General features: G+C 69.3%; 15 protein-coding genes. 4 read left to right on the top strand and 11 right to left on the bottom strand.

Going from position 1 to position 16,697, the window contains the following annotated elements:
- The 3 genes from ACF8ME_RS01360 to ACF8ME_RS01350 all read right to left on the bottom strand — a co-directional run.
- Nucleotides 1-1,958, bottom strand: a 1,958-nt coding sequence (locus ACF8ME_RS01360) for a PAS domain S-box protein (RefSeq protein WP_392414984.1), incomplete at its 3' end; no start/stop codon positions are given.
- 15 nt (nucleotides 1,959-1,973) lie between these two features.
- Nucleotides 1,974-2,117, bottom strand: a complete 144-nt coding sequence (locus ACF8ME_RS01355) for a hypothetical protein (RefSeq protein WP_392414983.1) — start codon at nucleotides 2,115-2,117, stop codon at nucleotides 1,974-1,976.
- Nucleotides 2,117-2,488, bottom strand: a complete 372-nt coding sequence (locus tag ACF8ME_RS01350) for a response regulator transcription factor (protein WP_017407052.1) — start codon at nucleotides 2,486-2,488, stop codon at nucleotides 2,117-2,119. Before ACF8ME_RS01350 ends, ACF8ME_RS01355 begins: the two co-directional genes overlap by 1 nt.
- 113 nt (nucleotides 2,489-2,601) lie before the next feature.
- On the opposite strand from ACF8ME_RS01350, the gene ACF8ME_RS01345 reads away from it, so the two are divergent.
- Nucleotides 2,602-3,252 carry a response regulator gene (locus tag ACF8ME_RS01345; RefSeq protein ID WP_016450119.1) on the top strand — a complete coding sequence of 217 codons (651 nt, stop codon included), beginning with the start codon at nucleotides 2,602-2,604 and terminating at the stop codon, nucleotides 3,250-3,252.
- The gene (locus ACF8ME_RS01340) at nucleotides 3,249-4,049 is read left to right on the top strand and encodes a response regulator (protein WP_392414982.1); all 801 of its coding nucleotides are present in this window, start codon (nucleotides 3,249-3,251) and stop codon (nucleotides 4,047-4,049) included. The genes ACF8ME_RS01345 and ACF8ME_RS01340 overlap by 4 nt, the downstream gene beginning before the upstream one ends.
- Nucleotides 4,050-4,073: 24 nt before the next feature.
- Here the strand turns inward: ACF8ME_RS01340 and ACF8ME_RS01335 are convergent, their stop codons facing one another.
- The 5 genes from ACF8ME_RS01335 to ACF8ME_RS01315 form a co-directional block, all read right to left on the bottom strand.
- Nucleotides 4,074-4,271: a hypothetical protein gene (locus ACF8ME_RS01335; protein ID WP_016450117.1), complete on the bottom strand. Its 198-nt coding sequence runs from the start codon at nucleotides 4,269-4,271 to the stop codon at nucleotides 4,074-4,076.
- Nucleotides 4,268-5,410, bottom strand: coding sequence for a PepSY-associated TM helix domain-containing protein (locus ACF8ME_RS01330; RefSeq protein ID WP_392414980.1), 1,143 nt, complete (start codon nucleotides 5,408-5,410; stop codon nucleotides 4,268-4,270). The genes ACF8ME_RS01335 and ACF8ME_RS01330 overlap by 4 nt, the downstream gene beginning before the upstream one ends.
- 107 nt (nucleotides 5,411-5,517) lie before the next feature.
- Nucleotides 5,518-7,686 (bottom strand): TonB-dependent receptor, encoded by a 2,169-nt coding sequence (locus ACF8ME_RS01325; protein WP_392414978.1) that lies wholly within the window; start codon nucleotides 7,684-7,686, stop codon nucleotides 5,518-5,520.
- 85 nt (nucleotides 7,687-7,771) lie between these two features.
- Nucleotides 7,772-10,297, bottom strand: a complete 2,526-nt coding sequence (locus ACF8ME_RS01320; protein ID WP_392414977.1) for a TonB-dependent siderophore receptor — start codon at nucleotides 10,295-10,297, stop codon at nucleotides 7,772-7,774.
- A gap of 169 nt (nucleotides 10,298-10,466) precedes the next feature.
- Nucleotides 10,467-11,663, bottom strand: a complete 1,197-nt coding sequence (locus ACF8ME_RS01315) for an MFS transporter (protein ID WP_392414975.1) — start codon at nucleotides 11,661-11,663, stop codon at nucleotides 10,467-10,469.
- Nucleotides 11,664-11,758: 95 nt separating this feature from the next.
- Between ACF8ME_RS01315 and ACF8ME_RS01310 the strand changes: the two genes are divergently transcribed.
- Nucleotides 11,759-12,346, top strand: coding sequence for a TetR/AcrR family transcriptional regulator (locus tag ACF8ME_RS01310; RefSeq protein ID WP_267179198.1), 588 nt, complete (start codon nucleotides 11,759-11,761; stop codon nucleotides 12,344-12,346).
- Here ACF8ME_RS01310 and ACF8ME_RS01305 read toward each other — a convergent pair.
- Entirely contained in the window at nucleotides 12,343-13,722 is a 1,380-nt protein-coding gene (locus ACF8ME_RS01305) for a PLP-dependent aminotransferase family protein (protein WP_071954537.1), read from the bottom strand. The two genes, ACF8ME_RS01310 and ACF8ME_RS01305, sit on opposite strands and share 4 nt — an antisense overlap.
- A gap of 123 nt (nucleotides 13,723-13,845) precedes the next feature.
- Here ACF8ME_RS01305 and ACF8ME_RS01300 point away from each other — a divergent pair, with 123 nt between their 5' ends.
- Nucleotides 13,846-14,709 (top strand): DMT family transporter, encoded by an 864-nt coding sequence (locus ACF8ME_RS01300; protein ID WP_012203816.1) that lies wholly within the window; start codon nucleotides 13,846-13,848, stop codon nucleotides 14,707-14,709.
- 45 nt (nucleotides 14,710-14,754) lie between these two features.
- Here ACF8ME_RS01300 and ACF8ME_RS01295 read toward each other — a convergent pair whose 3' ends face one another.
- Both ACF8ME_RS01295 and ACF8ME_RS01290 read right to left on the bottom strand, forming a co-directional pair.
- Nucleotides 14,755-15,684 (bottom strand): tripartite tricarboxylate transporter substrate binding protein, encoded by a 930-nt coding sequence (locus ACF8ME_RS01295; RefSeq protein ID WP_392414973.1) that lies wholly within the window; start codon nucleotides 15,682-15,684, stop codon nucleotides 14,755-14,757.
- A 3-nt stretch (nucleotides 15,685-15,687) separates the two neighbouring features.
- On the bottom strand, nucleotides 15,688-16,617 hold the full coding sequence (locus tag ACF8ME_RS01290; RefSeq protein ID WP_012203818.1) for a LysR family transcriptional regulator: 930 nt from the start codon (nucleotides 16,615-16,617) through the stop codon (nucleotides 15,688-15,690).
- Nucleotides 16,618-16,697 lie beyond the last annotated feature (80 nt).

Genomic DNA, 16,697 nt, shown 5'->3' with positions numbered 1-16,697 from the left:
GCCGCATGGATGTCGTTGAACATGTCGGCCATGGCGGGATTGCCGCGCGAGCGCAGGCTGCCCAGCTCGGCAAAGCCCATGATGGACTGCAGCGGGGTGCGCAGCTCATGGCTCATGTTGGCGACGAATTCCGACTTCACGCGGAAGGCCTCCTCGGCCGCGTCGCGGGCCTCGCGCGTGGCATGCTCGGCCGCGCGGAATTCGCTCACATCCACAAAGATGCTGAGCACGCCGGTGGTCTGCCCCTGGGCATCCTTGACCGCCGCCTTGGAGATCTGCACGTCGCGGTAGCTGCCGTCCATGTGGGGCAGCCGGGCCTCCAGCACCATGCGCTGGCCCGAGCGCATCACGACCTGGTTGCTGCGTATCTGCAGCAGGGCATCGTCGCGCGAGTGCAGGCCCTTGATCTCGTGGCCGAGCACGGCATAGCGGCCGCGGCCGAAGAAGTCCTCCCAGGCCTTGTTGACCAGTACCACGCGGTGGTCCGCGTCGGTGACCAGCATGGGCAGGGGCGTGGTCTCGAACAGCAGGTGCTGGAAGGCCAGCTGGGTCTGCAGCTCCTGCTGCGCCTTCCAGCGGGCCGTCACGTCCACGGCGCTGCCCGCGAAGCCCACGAGCCGGCCGTCGCGCAGCAGGGGGACGACGGCGATGTCGCAGAGTATTTCCCGGCGGCCCGGCAGCTGGAACATGGCCTGGCAGTTGCGCGGCGCCAGCCGGGCCAGGGGATCGAGCAGGGCCTGGATCTGCGCGCGGTACGGGCCGTCCACGATGTTCTCCAGCGGCTGCCCTACGGCCTCGGAGCTGGGCTGGCCGGTCAGCTGTTCCCAGCGTGCGTTCACGAAGGTCAGCAGACCCTCGCTGTCGGTGCGAAAGATCAGCTCCTGCACGCTGCGCATGAGCACGGCCATCTCGTGCTCGCTGCGCGCCAGGCGTGCCTGGGCCTGCTCCATGGCCTGCTGTGCCGTCTTCTGCTCCCTGCGCGTCTTGAGCACCGACCAGCTCAGGCCCAGCACCAGGGCCAGCAGGGCCACGCCGGCCACGAAGAAGGCGAAGGCGTCATCCCTCCAGCGCGCCACCAGGGCTGCGTAGGGCTCCTCCACCACCAGCAGCAGGGGCCAGTTGCGCACGGTGCGAAACGACACGATCTCATGGGAGCCGAGCATGCCCGCGCCGATGTAGGAGCCGAATTCGCTGTGCGGCAGCCACTGCCGGAACAGCGGTGTCTGCAGCACGGCGGTCGCCTGCACGCCCGTGCCCGCATTGGTGCTGGCCAGCGGCCGGCCGTCGTAGGTCAGCAGCACGGCCTCGTAGCTGAGGATCTCCAGCGTGGCCTGGTAGAAGTTGGCCACGGCGTCGGGGTTGATCAGGGCCACCAGCACGGCGGGCATGCCGTTGTCCTGGTGAAAGCCCAGCAGCTGCGGCAGAAACGATACGCCGCGCGGCGACGGGTGCGCGCGGGGCGCCAGGGCCGACAGGCCACGGCCGGGCACCAGCCGGCCCAGCAGGGGCTTGCCGGGCACGACGACGGCGCTCTTGTCGTGCAGCAGCTCCTGCATGTCGATCTGCTGGCCGGCCTCGCCCGCCTGGGTGCTGGCCAGGATCAGTCCCTTGTCGTCGAGCAGGGCCATGCTGCGCAGGTAGGGCAGCTGGGCGATCAGCTGGGCCATGGCGGCCTCGCGCGTGCTGCGCGTGCTGCCGGCGGCCAGGATGGCGGGGTGGTGCGCCAGGCTGGACAGGGCCATTTCGGTGTTCTCGAAGGTCTTGGCCGTCTGGTCCTCCAGCACGCGCGCCAGCAATGCGGCCTGGGACTTGCTCTGGTCGGCCTCGGCGTGCAGCTGGCTCCAGACGAAGAGCACCAGCCCGGCAAGCACGCACAGGGCAAAGGTCAGCACCAGTGCCTTGATGTGGGCGCTGCGTCCGGCACCCAGGAAATGATGCGCGGTAGCTCGATCAGACATGATGAAGATGCTCCATCAGAAATTCCGGGGCGCGACGATGGCGGTCAACCCGTCGTGCGGCACAGGAACGGGCCGGGCCGGCGCGAACGCCTGCATCCAGTGCCAGCCGTCCGCCATGGACAGGTCCACGCGGCCGGTCTCTCGTGCGCGCATCATCATCAGTCGCTCCTTTCAAGGCTGGCCAGGATCTGCAGCAGCCGGGTCGGGCTGAAGGGCTTGACCAGGTATTCGTCGGCGCCCGCATTGAAGCCCGCCTCGCGGTCCTCTGCGCTGTCCCGGGCGGTGAGCAGTACCACCAGGGTATGCCGCAGATCGTAGGAGGTCTTGATGCGACAGCACACCTCCAGGCCGTCCAGCGTGCCGGGCATCATCATGTCCAGCAGCACGATATCGGGCTTGTTGCGCTGGGCCACGGCCCAGGCTTCGTCGGCGGTGGGCACCTCCATGACCTCGTAGGCGCCGGACTCCAGCGTCATGCGCAGCAGTTTGCGGATGTCGGCCTGGTCTTCGACGATCAGTATCTTCTTCATGGCGGACCTTTCACAACGCAGTTGAAGGGGGCTGCGTGAGGTTAAATCATAAATATCAAATTCATCAAATTTATATTGAATTTTTCAATCGTATTTGATGCAAAATTGCTGCCATGTCCGAGAACAGCACCCCATCAGGCCAAATTCCGCACTACACGACTGCCGAGGTGGCAAAGCTGCTGGGCATGGCCGTGCGATCGGTCCAGCTCATGGTCGATCGCGGCGAGCTGGAGGCCTGGAAGACGCCCGGAGGCCATCGCCGCATTACGCGCGCTTCCGTGGAGCGCTGGCGCAGCAGGCAGGGCGAGCGCGCAGCGCCCGGGGTGCCCGGCGCACCAGCGGTGGCACAGGCGCCGGCCCCTGCCCAGGCGGGTTCGGGCACCGGGCAGCGCGTGCTGCTGATCGAGGACTCCGTGCACTTCCAGAATCTGGTGCGCATGCTGGTGCAGCGTCACTTTCCCGACGTCCAGCTGCATGTGGCGAACGACGGGATCACGGGCATGGCGCTGTACGGCCAGATCCAGCCCGATGTGCTGCTGGTGGACATCCTGCTGCCCGACATCGACGGCGCCGCACTGATCACCACCTTGCGCACCCATGAGCAGTTCGCGCGCTGCAAGCTGCTGGTGGTCACCTCGCTGGAGGCGTCAGAGCGCGAGGCCTATGCCTTCGCATTGGGCGGCGTGCGCGTGATCCACAAGCCCCAGCTGGTGCAGGAACTGCCCGAAGCGCTGGGCGGGCTGCTGGGCGGGCCGGCGGCGTGAACGCGCCCCTTCCTGCGGTCCTGCTGGTCGAGGACGATGCCTCGATTGCGCGGTTCGTTGCGCTGGCGGTGGAGGGCCTGCCCCTCACGCTGGTGTCCTGCACGAGTGCGGAGCAGGCCCAGCAACTGCTGCAAACCCAGTCCTTTGCCCTGCTGATCACCGATCTGATGCTGCCCGGCGCCTCCGGCGTGGAGCTGATCGAGTGGCTGCGCCGCTCGCCGCAGGCGGGCTGCTGCGCCGTGGTCTTCAGTGCGGGCGTGCGGGCCGATGTTGCGCTGCAGCTGGAGCAGTTGAAGGTGTGGCGCGTGCTGCTCAAGCCGGTGTCGGTGGCGCAACTGGTGGACTGCGTGGAGTCGGTGCTCCAGCAGCATGCGCCGCCTCCCCCTCCCAGGCAGGAGGCCGGGACGGGCGAGGGCGCCGATGCGCAGCCGGATGTGCGACCGGATGTGCAACCGGATGCGCCGTCGGACGCGCTCGCCATCGCCAATTTCTTTGGTGGCGACGCAGGCCTGTTCCACAGCTACCGTGACATCTGCCTTGCACACTTGCCCGACGATATCGCCCGGATTGAGGTCCTTATCGCGGAGCAGAACGCCATGGCCCTGCGCAGGCAGGCGCACAGCCTGCAGAGCGTGTTGCGCCTGCTGGGACAGGAGCGGGCCAGCGGACTGACCAGGAGCCTGGAGCAGGCCTGCCTGGCCGGCGACTGGGCCGGTGTCACCGATGTCTGGCGGCCACTGGGCGCAGCCTTGCAGCAGCTGCTGGAAAGCGCAGGCCAGCGCGACCGGCGCGACTGAGCGCCGTGCCGGCCTGCCCCGGCTTCAGCCCGGCGGCCTGCGCCGCAGCCATCCATGCCAGATCCCTGCCGCCGTGGGAACGGCCAGGCAGACGCCGGCCAGCATGTCGCCAAGGCCGCCGTCGCTGAACAGGGCCGAGACCAGGCCGATGGCCGTCAGCACGCCCAGCGCGATGGGCCAGCCCCAGAGGGCGAGAAAGCCCCGGTGTCGCGCGCCGCTCATGCCGAGACCTCCTTGCCGCGCGGCGCGGGCTGCGGGGCCGGCAGGCTCTTGCCCTTGTTGACCCACAGGTACAGGCCCGTGCCCAGCACGATGATGCTGGCGATGTCCAGCAGCGCCCAGAGGATCTGCATGGCCCGCCCGCCGTAGTCGCCGAAGTGCAGCGGCTGGGACACCAGCAGCGCCGTCAGATACCAGGGCAGGGCGGGCGCGGCCGTGACCTGGGCGGTCCTGGCGTCCACCAGCACGGGCAGGAACAGGCGCGAGGTCAGGGGCTCGTTGCCGCGCAGGAAGAAGGTGTGGTGGTGCGGGCTGGAGAGCGTGGTGCCGGGGAAGGCGATGAAGTACAGCCTGGTGCCCGGCACCTGCTGCTGGGCGGCCTGCAGCGATTGCTGCAGCGAGGCGCGCTCCGCCACCGGCACCGTGTCCTGGCCCTGGTAGGGCGCCAGCACGCTGCTGAGCTGGTCATGCTGCCAGTACTTGATCAGCAGGTCGGCCCAGGTATTGATCATGCCGGTGGCGCCCACCACGAACAGCCACACCAGGGTGACGATGCCCAGCAGGTTGTGCAGGTCCAGCCACTTCAGGCGCGGCTGGCGCGTGCGGCGCACGGTGCCGAAATCGAGCTTGCGCATGAAGGGCGCGTACAGCACCACGCCGCTGACGATGGCGATCAGCAGCAGCAGCCCCATGAAGCCCAGGAACAGCTTGCCCGGCAGCCCCGCGAACAGGTCCACGTGCAGCTTGAACATGACCCACATGAAGCCCTGGTCGAAGCGCGGCTGGGCCAGCAGTTCGGCCGTGCGCGCATCGATGACCACGGAGCGGAAATCGTCCGTGGGCGCCGGCGTGGGCGTCATGGTGACGAACCAGAGGTCGTCGGTGTCGTCGGACTTGGAGACGAACTGCACCACGCGGTCCGGGTGCTGGGTACGGGCCACCTCCAGCACCTTGTCCAGGCTGGCATGGGGCGTGCCCTGGGGCATGGGCGGGGCCTCCACCTCGGTGCCCAGCAGGTGGCCGATTTCGTGGTGGAAGATCAGCGGAAGGCCGGTCAGGCACAGCAGCAGCATGAAGACGGTGCAGACCAGGCTGCTCCATTTGTGCAACCAGGCCCAGGTCTTGATCGTGTGGCTTTGCATGGGGTGTTTTTTTCTCTGACAGAAGGGGGCCTGGGGGCCCCGCCATCACCGCGCCCCCGGCGCCATGCCGGGGGCGGGGCGGTTGCCGGTTGCCGGTGGCCGGAAGCTTAGAAGTCCACTTGTGCCGACAGCATCAGCGTGCGCGGCGCGCCCGTGGTGGTGTAGCCGGCGGCAGTCACCCAGTAGCTCTTGTTGCTGACGTTCTCCAGGCTGGCGCGCAGCACCACGGGCTTGCCGGCCACATGGGTGCGCAGGCGTGCGCCCAGGTCCAGGCGTGTCCAGCCGGGCATGCGCAGGATGTTGGCCGCGTCGTAGTACATGGACGAGGTGTGGATCACGCGGCCGTTCAGGCTCAGGCCCTCCACCCAGGGCGTATCCCAGTCCAGGCCCAGGTTGAAGGTGCGATCGGGCACGCCGTTGGCATCGTTGCCCTGGTTCACGCCGCCTGCCGTGCGCGAGAGCCTGGCGTTGTTGAAGGCCGCGCTGGCCAGCAGGCGCAGGCCCTTGTGGATCTCGCCGTAGGCGGTCAGCTCCAGGCCGCGGTTGCGCGTCTCGCCGCCGAAGCTGTAGACATTGGTCACCGGGTCCGTCATGGAGCCCGGGCGCTGGATCTGGTAGAGCGCGGCCTGCGTGGTCATGCGGCCCCAGTCCACCTTCACGCCGACCTCGTACTGCTTGGACTTCTGCGGCGCGAACACCTGGCCGGCATTGGCCGTGTTGGGCCCGGCCGTGCCGCCTGCCGACAGGCCTGCCGTGTAGTTGGCGTAGACCGCGACATGGTTCTGCGGCTTGAACACCACGCCGGCCAGCGGCGTCACGGCGCTGGCCTTGTACAGCGTGGTGCCGCTGGCGTTCTTCTGGTCGATGGTCTGGTCGCGCAGGCCCACGGTCACCAGCAGGCGGTCGCTGAACAGCGCCATGGTGTCGGCCAGCGCCAGGCTGTGCTGCGTCAGCTCGGCGTTCTTGGTGGGCGCGCCGCGCACGAAGTCGATGGCAGGCAGGGGCGACGGGTTGTAGATGTTGGAGGGGACGGCTTTGGTGGTCAGCTGGTAGAAGTAGCCGCTCTCGCGGTCCATGTAGTTGGCCGCTGCCACCACGGTGTGGCCGATGGCGCCGGTCTTGAAGCGTGTGCGCAGGCCCACGTCGGCCGAGGTGGTCTTGTTGAACTCGTCGTAGAAGCCGTTGCGCACCGTGAAGTTGCCCAGCGAGTCGATGCGCTGCACGGCCGTGGGGAAGCTCTGGTCGCTGGACACATCGCTGTAGCCCACGCCGCCGTAGACGGAGGTGTTGGCATTGATGTCGTATTCCACGCGCGAGATCACGGTCTTGGCCTTGTCCAGCAGCTCCGTGCCCGGGTTGAAGTTGGTGCGGCTGTCGGGCACGGCGGGCACCTGGGTGATGCCGGCCAGGAAGGCGCTTTGCGGGCGGAACTCCGTGGTCTTGCCGCTGGTGGTCAGCGCGTCCAGCGACCAGCGCAGGCCCTGGCCTTCGTAGTCCAGCCCCACCGAGGCCAGGCCCAGGCGCTGGCGGCCGCCGTCGATGTTGCCTTCGCCGTTGCGCCACACGCCGTTCACCCGCACGCCCCACTGGTTGTCTTCGCCAAAGCGGCGGCCCACGTCCAGGTGGGTGCCGAACTGGGCCTTGCCCATGTAGGTGGCGGTCAGGCGGTTCAGCGGCACGTCGCCCGCGCGCTTGGTCACCACGTTGATGCTGCCGCCGATGCTGCCGCTGGGACCCACGCCATTGGTCAGCGAGCCGGGGCCCTTGAGCACTTCCACGCGCTCGATCACCTCCAGCGGCAGTCGCGTGGAGGGCGACAGGCCGTACAGGCCGTTCACCGACACATCGCGCATGGACAGGGAAAAGCCCCGCACCTGGAAGTCATCGCCATAGCCGCCGCGCGCCTGCAGCGTGCGCACCGAGGCGTCGTTCATCACCACGTCGGCGATGGTCAGCGCCTGCTGGTTCTCGATCAGCTCCGAGGTGTAGTTGGTCGTGCTGAAGGGCACGTTCATCTGGTCGGTCTTGCCCAGGATGCCCAGGTCGCCGCCGCGCGCGATCTGGCCGCCGGCATAGGTCTTTTGCAGTCCGCCGATGGCCTCGGCCTGGTCGCTCACCGTCACCTCCTTGAGGGCCGGGCCCTCGGCCGTCTGGGCCGCCACGCCCACGGCGGCCAGGGCCAGGCCGGCGCCCAGGCATTGGCGGATCAGGCGCGTGAGGGGGTGGGGAGCGAAGCGGAAGTCCGCAGGATTGCTGGGGTGCGTCATGGCAGTCATGTGCAAAGGTTGGAAAAAGCGGGAGGAAAAACCGTGAAGAAAAACCGGGGAAAAACCGGGAAACGAGGGCAGGCCGGCCGTGGCCCTAGAAGCGCGCGCGCAGCGACACCGTGACGTTGCGCGGATCGCCGTAGTAGTTGTTGAAGTAGGTGCTGTTGGGCGAGAACTTGGCGTAGTAGCGCTTGTCCAGCAGGTTGCTCACGTTCAGCTGCAGCGAGTAGGTGTCGTCCAGGCGGTAGGCCAGCAGCGCGTCAAAAAGCGCATAACCACCCTGGCGGGTGGTGACATCGCCCACGCTGGCGTAGGCATCGCTTTGCAGCCGCACGCCGGCGCCTGCGGTCCATCCCTGCAAGGGCCCCTTGAAGCGGTGGCTGGCAAACAGGCGCAGCGCATGGCGCGGGTCCACGGGCCGCAGCGGCTGGCCCACGTTGGCCTCGGAGGCGTCGCGCAGGTACCTGGCCTGGGTGTAGGTGTAGCCGGCCAGCACCTGCCAGCCTGGTGCGGGCTCGCCGGACAGCTCCAGCTCCCAGCCCTGGCTGCGGCTCTTGCCGCCGGCCATGAAGCAGTGGCTGGTCGGGTAGTACGGCAGGCAGGGCATGGCCGATGCCGTGTCCTGCATGGCGCTGCCCACGCGCTGGATGCGGAACACCGACACGCTGGCCTGCAGCCGGCCGTCCATGAAACTGCCCTTGAGCCCGGCCTCCAGGTCCTCGCCCCGGGCGGGCGCCAGGATGCTGCCGTCGGCGGCCTTCTTGTCCTGGGGGCTGAAGATCTCGCTGTAGCTGGCATAGGCGTCGAGCGTGTCCGACAGCGCATGCACCAGGCCCGCATAGGGCGTCAGCTCGCGGCGCACGCTGTAGCCGCTTTGGGCATTGCCGGGTTCGAGATAGCTCCACCAGCTCAGGCGCGCGCCGGCAATGGCGGTGAGCGAGTCGGTCAGCGACAGCCGGGCCCGCGCGAATCCGCCGTACTGGTGGATGTGGGACACGGGCGATGAATAGGCGTTGCCGTTGCCCTCGCTGTAGAAGGGCTCGGGGTAGCTGGTGTACGGATTCCAGCCGCGGATGTCCACATTGCGCAGCGGGCTCACGCCCCAGTAGCCCGTGGCCCCCGTGCTGCGGATGCGCTGCAGGTCGGCGCCCAGCGACAGCTCGTGCCTGCGGCCCAGGGCCTCGAAGGGGCCGCTGGCCAGCAGGCTCAGCGCGTTCTGCGTGCTGCCGTCGCCGCCATAGATGGAGGTGCTGACATCGAACAGATAGGGATTGCTGTCGCTGGCCCTGGAAAACGAGGTCTGCTTGAACCCGTCCGACCGAAAGCGCGTGTGCGCGGCCTGGGCCTTCAGTTGCCAGCCGCTGTCCAGCCGGTGCTCCAGCTCGGCAAAGGCCTGCTGGTTGTGGCGGTCCCAGGTATTCCAGGGCGTGCCCAGGTAGGTGCTGCGCGGCAGGCCGAGCTGGCTGCCGTCGGCGGCGGCAGGCAGGCCGCCCCAGGAGCCCGTGGCCTGCAGGTCCGTGTGCTGCAGGCCGGCCGTGAGCGTGGTGCGCGGCCCCAGGTCCGCCTCCAGCACGCCGTACAGGCCCAGGCGCTTTTCCTTGCGCGCGGTCTGGAACGATGCCTTGTCGTCCGCCAGCGCCACCAGCCGGCCGCGCAGCGTGCCGGCTGCGTTCAGAGGGCCGGACAGGTCGGCCTCCATGCGCTGGCGGTCCCAGGAGCCCAGCGTCAGCGCGGCCGAGCCCTGCCATTGCGCCGTGGGCCGCTTGCGCACCATGTTCACCATGGCCGAGGGCGAGCCCGCGCCACGCAGCAGGCCCGTGGCGCCGCGCAGCACCTCCACGCGGTCCAGCATGGCCATATCGGGCTGGATGAAGGTGGAGGCCGAGGCCACCTGGTTCACATTGAGCCCGTCCACCTGCAGCGAATCGATCTGGTAGCCGCGCGAGTAATAGGCGATGCGCTCGCTGTCGATGTACTCCACCGTCACGCCCGGCGTGTGCTGCAGCACGGTATGCAGGTCGGGCAGGGCCTGCTCGTCCAGCCACTGGCGCGTGAGCACGGTCACGGGCTGCGGGATGTCGCGCACCGACTGAAGCCCCTTGTAGCCCGTGACCAGGCTGGCCGCGTAGCTGTCCGATGCCTCGGTCGTGGCACTGGCCGGCGCCGTGGCCCGGACCGTGACCGTGCCCAGCGTCTGCCCGCCGATGCCCGAGGCCGCCGCTGGCAGCGGCCGCAGCGTATAGACGCCGCTGGACTCGCGCACGGCCTGCAGCGCCGTGCCCTGCAGCAGCCTGGCAAAACCGTCTTCCACGCCATAGCTGCCCTGCAGCCCCGGGGACTGCAGCCGGCCCAGCTGCGCGGCATCAAACGACAGCGCAACGCCCGCCTGGTTGGCGTACTGCGCGATCACATGCGTGAGCGGGCCGGCCGCAATCGAAAAGCTGCGCTGGCCGGCTTGGGCGGCCTGGGCGGACGGCGCCGCATGGACGCAGTCCGCTGCCGTGGCAACCAGCATCGCCACCCCCAGCGCCGCTGCCACCCCAGCCATCCCCATGGACGCAGGCCAGCCCCGTTCGGCTGCAAGGCCGTCCTGGGGCTGGTGGGGGAGGGTGCGGGGCATGGGGCTGGGAAAAGTGGTGTGACTCCCCGTATGCCGAACAAGCCTTGCCGATCCTGCAAGTTCGGCTGGACTTTTTTTGCGCTGCCGCTGAGATTTTCTCCCTTACTTCCCGTTGATCACCAGGTGGAGTAAGGCTGGATTGCTATGGTTTTATTTTTCAACCAATGCCTCAGGACACCACCACCGGCCTGGGCTGGCGCGTCCCCGCCAGCGCCAGGCCCGCGAACAGCATCAGCATCAGGCCGTAGGCATAGGTGACCGGCAACAGGCCGAAGCGCGCGGCGGCCATGCCCGCTGCGATGGCCGGCACGCTGAACGCCAGGTAGCTGGCGATGTAGATGGCCGAGATCAGGGCGCCGCGCTCGTGCGGCTCGGCCAGCGGGATCACGCTGCGCAGCGCGCCCTGGAAGCCCACGCCGAAGCCCGCGCCCGCCACCACTGATGCCCCCAGCACCAGGGGCAGGCTTTGCAGATGGGCGCCGACCAGCAGCAGGGCCACCCCGGCCAGCAGGCCGCTGCCGCCGAACTGCAGCATGGCGCGCGGCGCGCGGCTGCGCAGCGTCCAGATGGCGGCGGCGGCGCTCAGCGTGTTGATGCACACGGCAAAGCTGGCGGCGATCTCCGAGCCCGTGACCGAGCGGATCATCGACGGGCCCAGCGACAGGTAAAAGCCCCCCAGCGCCCACACCGTGATGCTCATGGGCAGCACGCGCATGAAGTCGGCCCGGGCCTGGCCCGGAATCCGCACGCGCGGGCGCATGGCGGCCAGTGCGCCGGGGCGGCGCGCGCCCGTCTCGGGCAGCACGGCCATGGCGGCGGCCACGGCCACGAAGATCAGCGCCATGAGCCAGAACACCAGGCCCAGCTGCTGGCGCCACAGCTGCGCGAACTCGCCCGCCACGACAATGCCCGCCGCCATGCCGCCCATGGGCGCCATGGTGCTCACCAGCGTGCCGCGCTCGCGGTGCAGGTCCAGCAGCGCCGCGCCCATGGCCGCACTGGCCATGCCGGTGGCAAAGCCCTGCAGCACGCGCGCCAGCACCAGGGCCTGCACGTCGCCCGCGCGGGCGAACACCGCCAGCGAGACGATCTCCAGCACCAGCGCCGTCAGGATCACGGGCTTGCGGCCCAGGTGGTCCGACAGCGCGCCCGTGGTGAGCAGGGCCAGCAGCAGGCTCAGCGCATAGACCGCGAAGACCAGGGTCAGCATGCCGGAGGAAAAGCCCCAGTCATGCTGGTAGAGGCGGTACAGCGGCGTGGGCGCGCTGGAGGCCGCGAAGAAGCTGCCCAGGCCGAAGGCCAGGACGGCCAGGCTGCGGCCGGGCCGGGCAGCGGGAGTGGAGTTGGATGGTTGCAGTACCGACATGGTTAAGAGCCCTGCTGCACAATTAATGCAAAGTTTTTGCGTTAGCGAATTCTGCGCTTGTGCGCTGTTAACGCAAATTTTTAGCTTTAATAACCATGAGCACGCAAGTCCCATCCCTTTCCAAAACAGGCGGTCCCGCCCGTCCCGGCGGACGCAGCGCGCGCATCCAGGCCACGGTCTACCAGACCGTCAAGGGCCTGCTGGAAACCATGCCGCGCGAGGAACTGAGCTTTCCGCTCATCGCCGCCCAGGCGGGCGTGACGCCGTCCACCCTCTACCGGCGCTGGGGCGACATACAGCAGCTGCTGGCCGATGTGGCCGTGGAAATCATCCGGCCCACGGCGCCGCCGCTGGACACGGGCACGCTGGAGGGCGACCTGCTGGCCTGGGCCGAGCAGTTCCTGGAGGAATCGGCCTCGCCGCTGGGCCGCACCATGCTGCGCGACATGGCCGCCGCAGCGGGCAACGAGCACACGCCCTGCGCCTGCGTGGAAATCCTGCGCGGGCAACTGGCGCAGATCGGCGAGCGCGCAGCGCGGCGTGGCGAGGCGATGCCCGCTGCGGACACCCTGATCGACGCGCTGGCCGCGCCCATCGTCTACCGCGTGCTGTTCGACCTGCCGCCGTCCCTGGAACACGTGCAGGCACGGGTGCGCGGCCTGCTGCAGGCTGAAACGGGCTAGCCCTTCAGCGCCCGCGCCAGCACCTCGAAGATCCGCGCATCCGAGCACTGCGCCACATTGAAGCGCAGGAAATCGCCTGCGCTCTGCGACTGGCTGAAGGCATTGCCGGGCGCCAGCACCACGCCATCTTCCAGGCAGGTGCGCGCAAGCGCCGTGGCATCCATGCCCCCGGGCAACTGGCACCACAGGAACATGCCGGCCTGCGGCACCAGCCAGGGCTTCATGCCCAGGGCCTGCAGCCGCGCGGCCGTGCGTTCCATCTCCTGCGCCAGCCGCAGCCGCACGGACTCCATGTGCCTGCGGTAGCCGCTGTCGGTCAGCGTGCGCAGCACGATGTCGGCGGCCATGCGCCCGCCGCCGAAGTTGGTGGCGATCTTCAGGTCCGCCAGGTCCTGCGTCCAGTCGGGCCGCGCCGCGATGAAGCCGCAGCGCAGCGAGGCCGACACCGTCTTGGAGAAGCTGCCGATCTGGATCACGCGCGACAGGCCGTCGAAGGCCGCCAGCCGGGGCGCCGCATGGGTCTCCAGGTCGCAGAAGATGTCGTCCTCCACGATCACCAGGTCCGAGCTGTCGGCCAGCTTCAGGATGCGGTGCGCCACCAGTGGCGACAGCGTGGCGCCCGTCGGGTTGTGGATGGCCGAATTGGTGATGTACAGGCGTGGCGAATGTGCCTGCAGCGCGTCGGCGAACCGGGCCACGTCGGGCCCCTGCGGCGTGTAGGGCACGCTCACGGCCTGCACGCGGTGCGCCTTGAGCAGCGCATGGAAATTGAAATAGCAGGGGTCGTCGATCAGCACCGTATCGCCGGGCTCCAGCAGGAAACGGCAGACCAGGTCGATGGAGTGCGTGCCCGACTCCGTCAGCAGGATCTGCTCGGGCGAGGTCTCCAGCCCCATGGCGGCCATGCGCCGCGCCAGCAGGCGGCGCAGTGCCGGGTGGCCCAGCGGCGTTGCGTACTCCGTCAGCTCCAGCGTGCCCGAGCGCGCCAGGGAGCGCAGCGCGCGGCGCACGCCTTCCTCGTACAGCCATGAAGGAGGCAGCCAGCCGCAGCCCGGCTTGAGCGCGTGGGCATCTGCCTGCAGCGACTGGCGGGCCAGCCACAGGGGGTCGACCTGCCTGTCCACGCGCGGCCCGATACCGCCCAGCGCCAGCGGCGCCACCGGCCCCGCCACATAAAAGCCCGAGCCCGGGCGCGAGGCGATCACCCCCTCGGCCGCCAGCCGCTCATAGGCCTCCACCACCGTGGACACCGACACCTGCATGGCCTGCGCCTGCGCGCGCACCGAGGGCAGGCGCGTGCCGGGCAGGTAGGTGCGCGCGGCGATGCGCGACTGGATCTCTTCCATCACCGCCTGGATGCGTGTGCCGCTGCGCATGGCTGCTCTCTCTTCTGTAGTGGATTTGTGTGCATAACAGTTCTTTTGAATTGTATTGGACTGTCTATGGAAGATCCGGCCGTGCAATGGCCCACTGCCTGCTGCAAACCAAGGAGCTTTTTGATGGACAAGACAAGCAGCGGGTGGATCAACGGATTCATCGGCGTGGCGATCTTTGCGGGATCGCTGCCGGCCACCCGCGTGGCGGTCGCCGACCTGGACCCCACCTTCCTGACCTGTGCGCGCGCCAGCATCGCGGCATTGCTGGCCCTGGCCATGCTGCTGGCGCTGCGCCAGCCCCGGCCCGCGCGTGCCGACATGCCTTCGCTGGCGCTGAGTGCGCTGGGCGGTGTGGTGGGTTTTCCGCTGCTGACCGCGCTGGCGCTGCAGTACGTCACCTCGGCGCATTCCATTGTCTTCGTGGGCCTGCTGCCCCTGTCCACGGCCGTGTTCGCCGTGCTGCGCGGCGGCGAGCGCCCGCGCCCGGCGTTCTGGCTGTTCTCGCTGGCGGGCGCGGCCTTCGTGGCCGGCTATGCGGCCGTGGGCGGGGCCGGGGGCTCGCTGCGCGGCGATCTGCTGATGCTGGCCGCCATCATCGTCTGCGGCCTGGGCTATGCCGAGGGCGCGCGCCTGTCGCGCACGCTGGGCGGCTGGCAGGTCATCAGCTGGTCGCTGGTGCTGGCCCTGCCCGTCATGCTGCCGGCCGCCCTGCTCAGCATGCCGGCATCGCTGGCCGATGTGGGCCGGCCCGCATGGTTGGGCCTGGCCTATGTCTCGCTGTTCAGCATGCTCATCGGCTTTGTGTTCTGGTACCGGGGCCTGGCCCAGGGCGGCATTGCGGCCGTGGGCCAGATCCAGCTGCTGCAGCCCTTCATGGGCCTGGGCCTGGCGGCCCTGCTGCTGCACGAGCAGGTGAGCTGGGGCATGGTGCTGGTCACCATGGCCGCCGTGGTCTGCGTGGCCGGGGCCAAGAAGTACGCGCGCTGAGCCAGTCCGGTGCGGGGCGTGGTGCGGGGGAGCGGGGCGGGGCGGTCAGCGCCCGGCCTCGCGCATCACCTGCTGCGCGAACTCTGCGGCCGAACCCTCGAACGGCTGGTTGCTGGCCGCCTCCAGCCGGCTGCGGATGGCCGGCGCGCGCAGCGCCTGGGCCACCGCGGCATTGATGCGCTGGGCCAGCGCTGGTGCCATCTGCGGCGGCGCGAACAGGCCGAACAGCGAATCCAGGTTGGCCTGCGCATGGCCCAGCTGCGCCAGCGTGGGCACATCGGGCAGGGCTGCCAGCCGCTGCGGCGCGCCCACGGCCAGGGCCTTGAGGCGGCCCGCGCGCAGCGCCTGCAGCTGCAGCGGCGCCACATTGGTGGACAGCAGCTCGAAATGCCCGGCCAGCGCATCGTTGAGCTGCTGGCCCCCGCCCTTGTAGGGCACATGCACGATGGGAATGCGCGTGGCCTGCTCTATGCGCTGCAGCACGGCGTGGCCCGTCGTGCCCTCGCCCGTGGTGGCCCAGCGTATGCCGCCGGGCATGCCGCGTGCCTCGGCCAGCATGCCTTCGAAATCTGCAGCCTTCAGCGCCGATGTTCCCACCAGCAGCATGGGCGTGCGCATCACGCCGGCCACGGGCGTCACGGAGGCTGCGGCCAGGCCCACGGCGGTGGCGGCGGCAAAGACCAGGGTGCGGCCGTCGGGCGCGCTGCGCGCCAGCAGCTCCAGCGCCACGGTGCCGCTGGCGCCGGGGCGGTTGTCCACGATCACGGGCGTGCCCCATTGCTGCGCCAGTTGCTCGGCCAGGGCGCGGGCCACCATGTCGCTGACACCGCCTGCGGGGTAGGCCACCACGATCCGCACGCTGGCGCCCGGCCAGGCGGGCCGGGCCGGCAATGCCTGGGCGGGCCAGGCCAGCGCGCAGGCAGCGGCCGCCAGCAGGGCGCGCCGGCCGGTATCGGTGCCTTGCGGTGCCCGCATGCCTCAGCCGCCCGGCGCCTGGTGGCGCTGCGCCAGCTCGCGCGCCAGGGCGATGAAGGTGGCCGCGGGTCCTGCGCCACCGGTTTCCGTGCCGGCCTCGCGGTGCACCAGGGTGAGCGGGGCGCTCAGCCGCACGGCGGGCTCGAAGGCGCGGTAGACCACGGCCTCGGGATGGGCGCCGCGCACCGAGGCCGGCACGATGGACAGGCCCACGCCCGCCGCCACCAGGTTCACATTGGTCATCATGCGTTCCACCTCGGCGGCCACCTCCACCTGTACCTTGTGCCGGGCGCACAGCGCCAGCAGGTTCGCATACAGCCCTGGCGCGCCCGTGCGCCGCACAAGGATCAGGCGCTCGCCATCGAGCTGCCTGAGCGCCACGGGCCGCGATGCATCGCGCGCCAGCCGGTGGTCCACGGGAATGGCCAGCAGCGCGGGCTCCTGCAGCAGCGTCTCGAACACCAGGCCTTCGGGCCGGGCCACCGGCACGCGCAGAAAGCCGCAGTGCATGCGCCCGGCCTGCACGGCCTCGGTGATCTCGGCGGCATTGTTCTCGCTCACATCCAGCGCAATGTCGGGATGGCGGCCACGGCACAGGCGCAGCACCTCGGGCGTGAAGGCATGGGCCGCCGCCGAGCTGGTGAAGCCCACATGGATGCGCCCGCGCTCGCCGCGCGCAAAGGCCTGCATGCGGTCGCGCATGGCGGTGAAGTCGGCCAGCAGCCGCGTGGCCTCGCCCTGCAGCTCCAGGCCCGCGTCGGTCAGGTCCACGCCCTTGGGGTGGCGCCGGAACAGGGCAATGCCCAGCTCCTCCTCCAGCGCGCGGATCTGCTGCGACAGCGGCGGCTGCTGCATGCCCAGCAGCTCGGCCGCGCGCGTGATGTGGCCGGTATCGGCCACGGCCAGGAAGTAACGGAGATGGCGCAGTTCCATATATGTGAAAAGTATCCAGCCGATATCCTAAAAATCTTTGAAATATTGGACAAGCCTCTACAGAATCCGATCCAGTCACC

This window comes from Delftia sp. WSY_7 (genome assembly GCF_043104845.1).
Lineage (GTDB): Bacteria > Pseudomonadota > Gammaproteobacteria > Burkholderiales > Burkholderiaceae_C > Comamonas > Comamonas tsuruhatensis.
The sequence above is the reverse complement of the archived record's forward strand: the minus strand, read 5'-3'. Positions and strand labels throughout refer to the sequence as shown.

Bases quoted from the DNA above. Each gene is read 5' to 3' on its own strand.
- ACF8ME_RS01355 (WP_392414983.1), bottom strand. From the start codon at position 2,117: ATGATGATGCGCGCACGAGAGACCGGCCGCGTGGACCTGTCCATGGCG.
- ACF8ME_RS01350 (WP_017407052.1), bottom strand. From the start codon at position 2,488: ATGAAGAAGATACTGATCGTCGAAGACCAGGCCGACATCCGCAAACTG.
- ACF8ME_RS01345 (WP_016450119.1), top strand. From the start codon at position 2,602: ATGTCCGAGAACAGCACCCCATCAGGCCAAATTCCGCACTACACGACT.
- ACF8ME_RS01335 (WP_016450117.1), bottom strand. From the start codon at position 4,271: ATGAGCGGCGCGCGACACCGGGGCTTTCTCGCCCTCTGGGGCTGGCCC.
- ACF8ME_RS01330 (WP_392414980.1), bottom strand. From the start codon at position 5,410: ATGCAAAGCCACACGATCAAGACCTGGGCCTGGTTGCACAAATGGAGC.
- ACF8ME_RS01325 (WP_392414978.1), bottom strand. From the start codon at position 7,686: ATGACTGCCATGACGCACCCCAGCAATCCTGCGGACTTCCGCTTCGCT.
- ACF8ME_RS01320 (WP_392414977.1), bottom strand. From the start codon at position 10,297: ATGCCCCGCACCCTCCCCCACCAGCCCCAGGACGGCCTTGCAGCCGAA.
- ACF8ME_RS01315 (WP_392414975.1), bottom strand. From the start codon at position 11,663: ATGTCGGTACTGCAACCATCCAACTCCACTCCCGCTGCCCGGCCCGGC.
- ACF8ME_RS01310 (WP_267179198.1), top strand. From the start codon at position 11,759: ATGAGCACGCAAGTCCCATCCCTTTCCAAAACAGGCGGTCCCGCCCGT.
- ACF8ME_RS01305 (WP_071954537.1), bottom strand. From the start codon at position 13,722: ATGCGCAGCGGCACACGCATCCAGGCGGTGATGGAAGAGATCCAGTCG.
- ACF8ME_RS01300 (WP_012203816.1), top strand. From the start codon at position 13,846: ATGGACAAGACAAGCAGCGGGTGGATCAACGGATTCATCGGCGTGGCG.
- ACF8ME_RS01295 (WP_392414973.1), bottom strand. From the start codon at position 15,684: ATGCGGGCACCGCAAGGCACCGATACCGGCCGGCGCGCCCTGCTGGCG.
- ACF8ME_RS01290 (WP_012203818.1), bottom strand. From the start codon at position 16,617: ATGGAACTGCGCCATCTCCGTTACTTCCTGGCCGTGGCCGATACCGGC.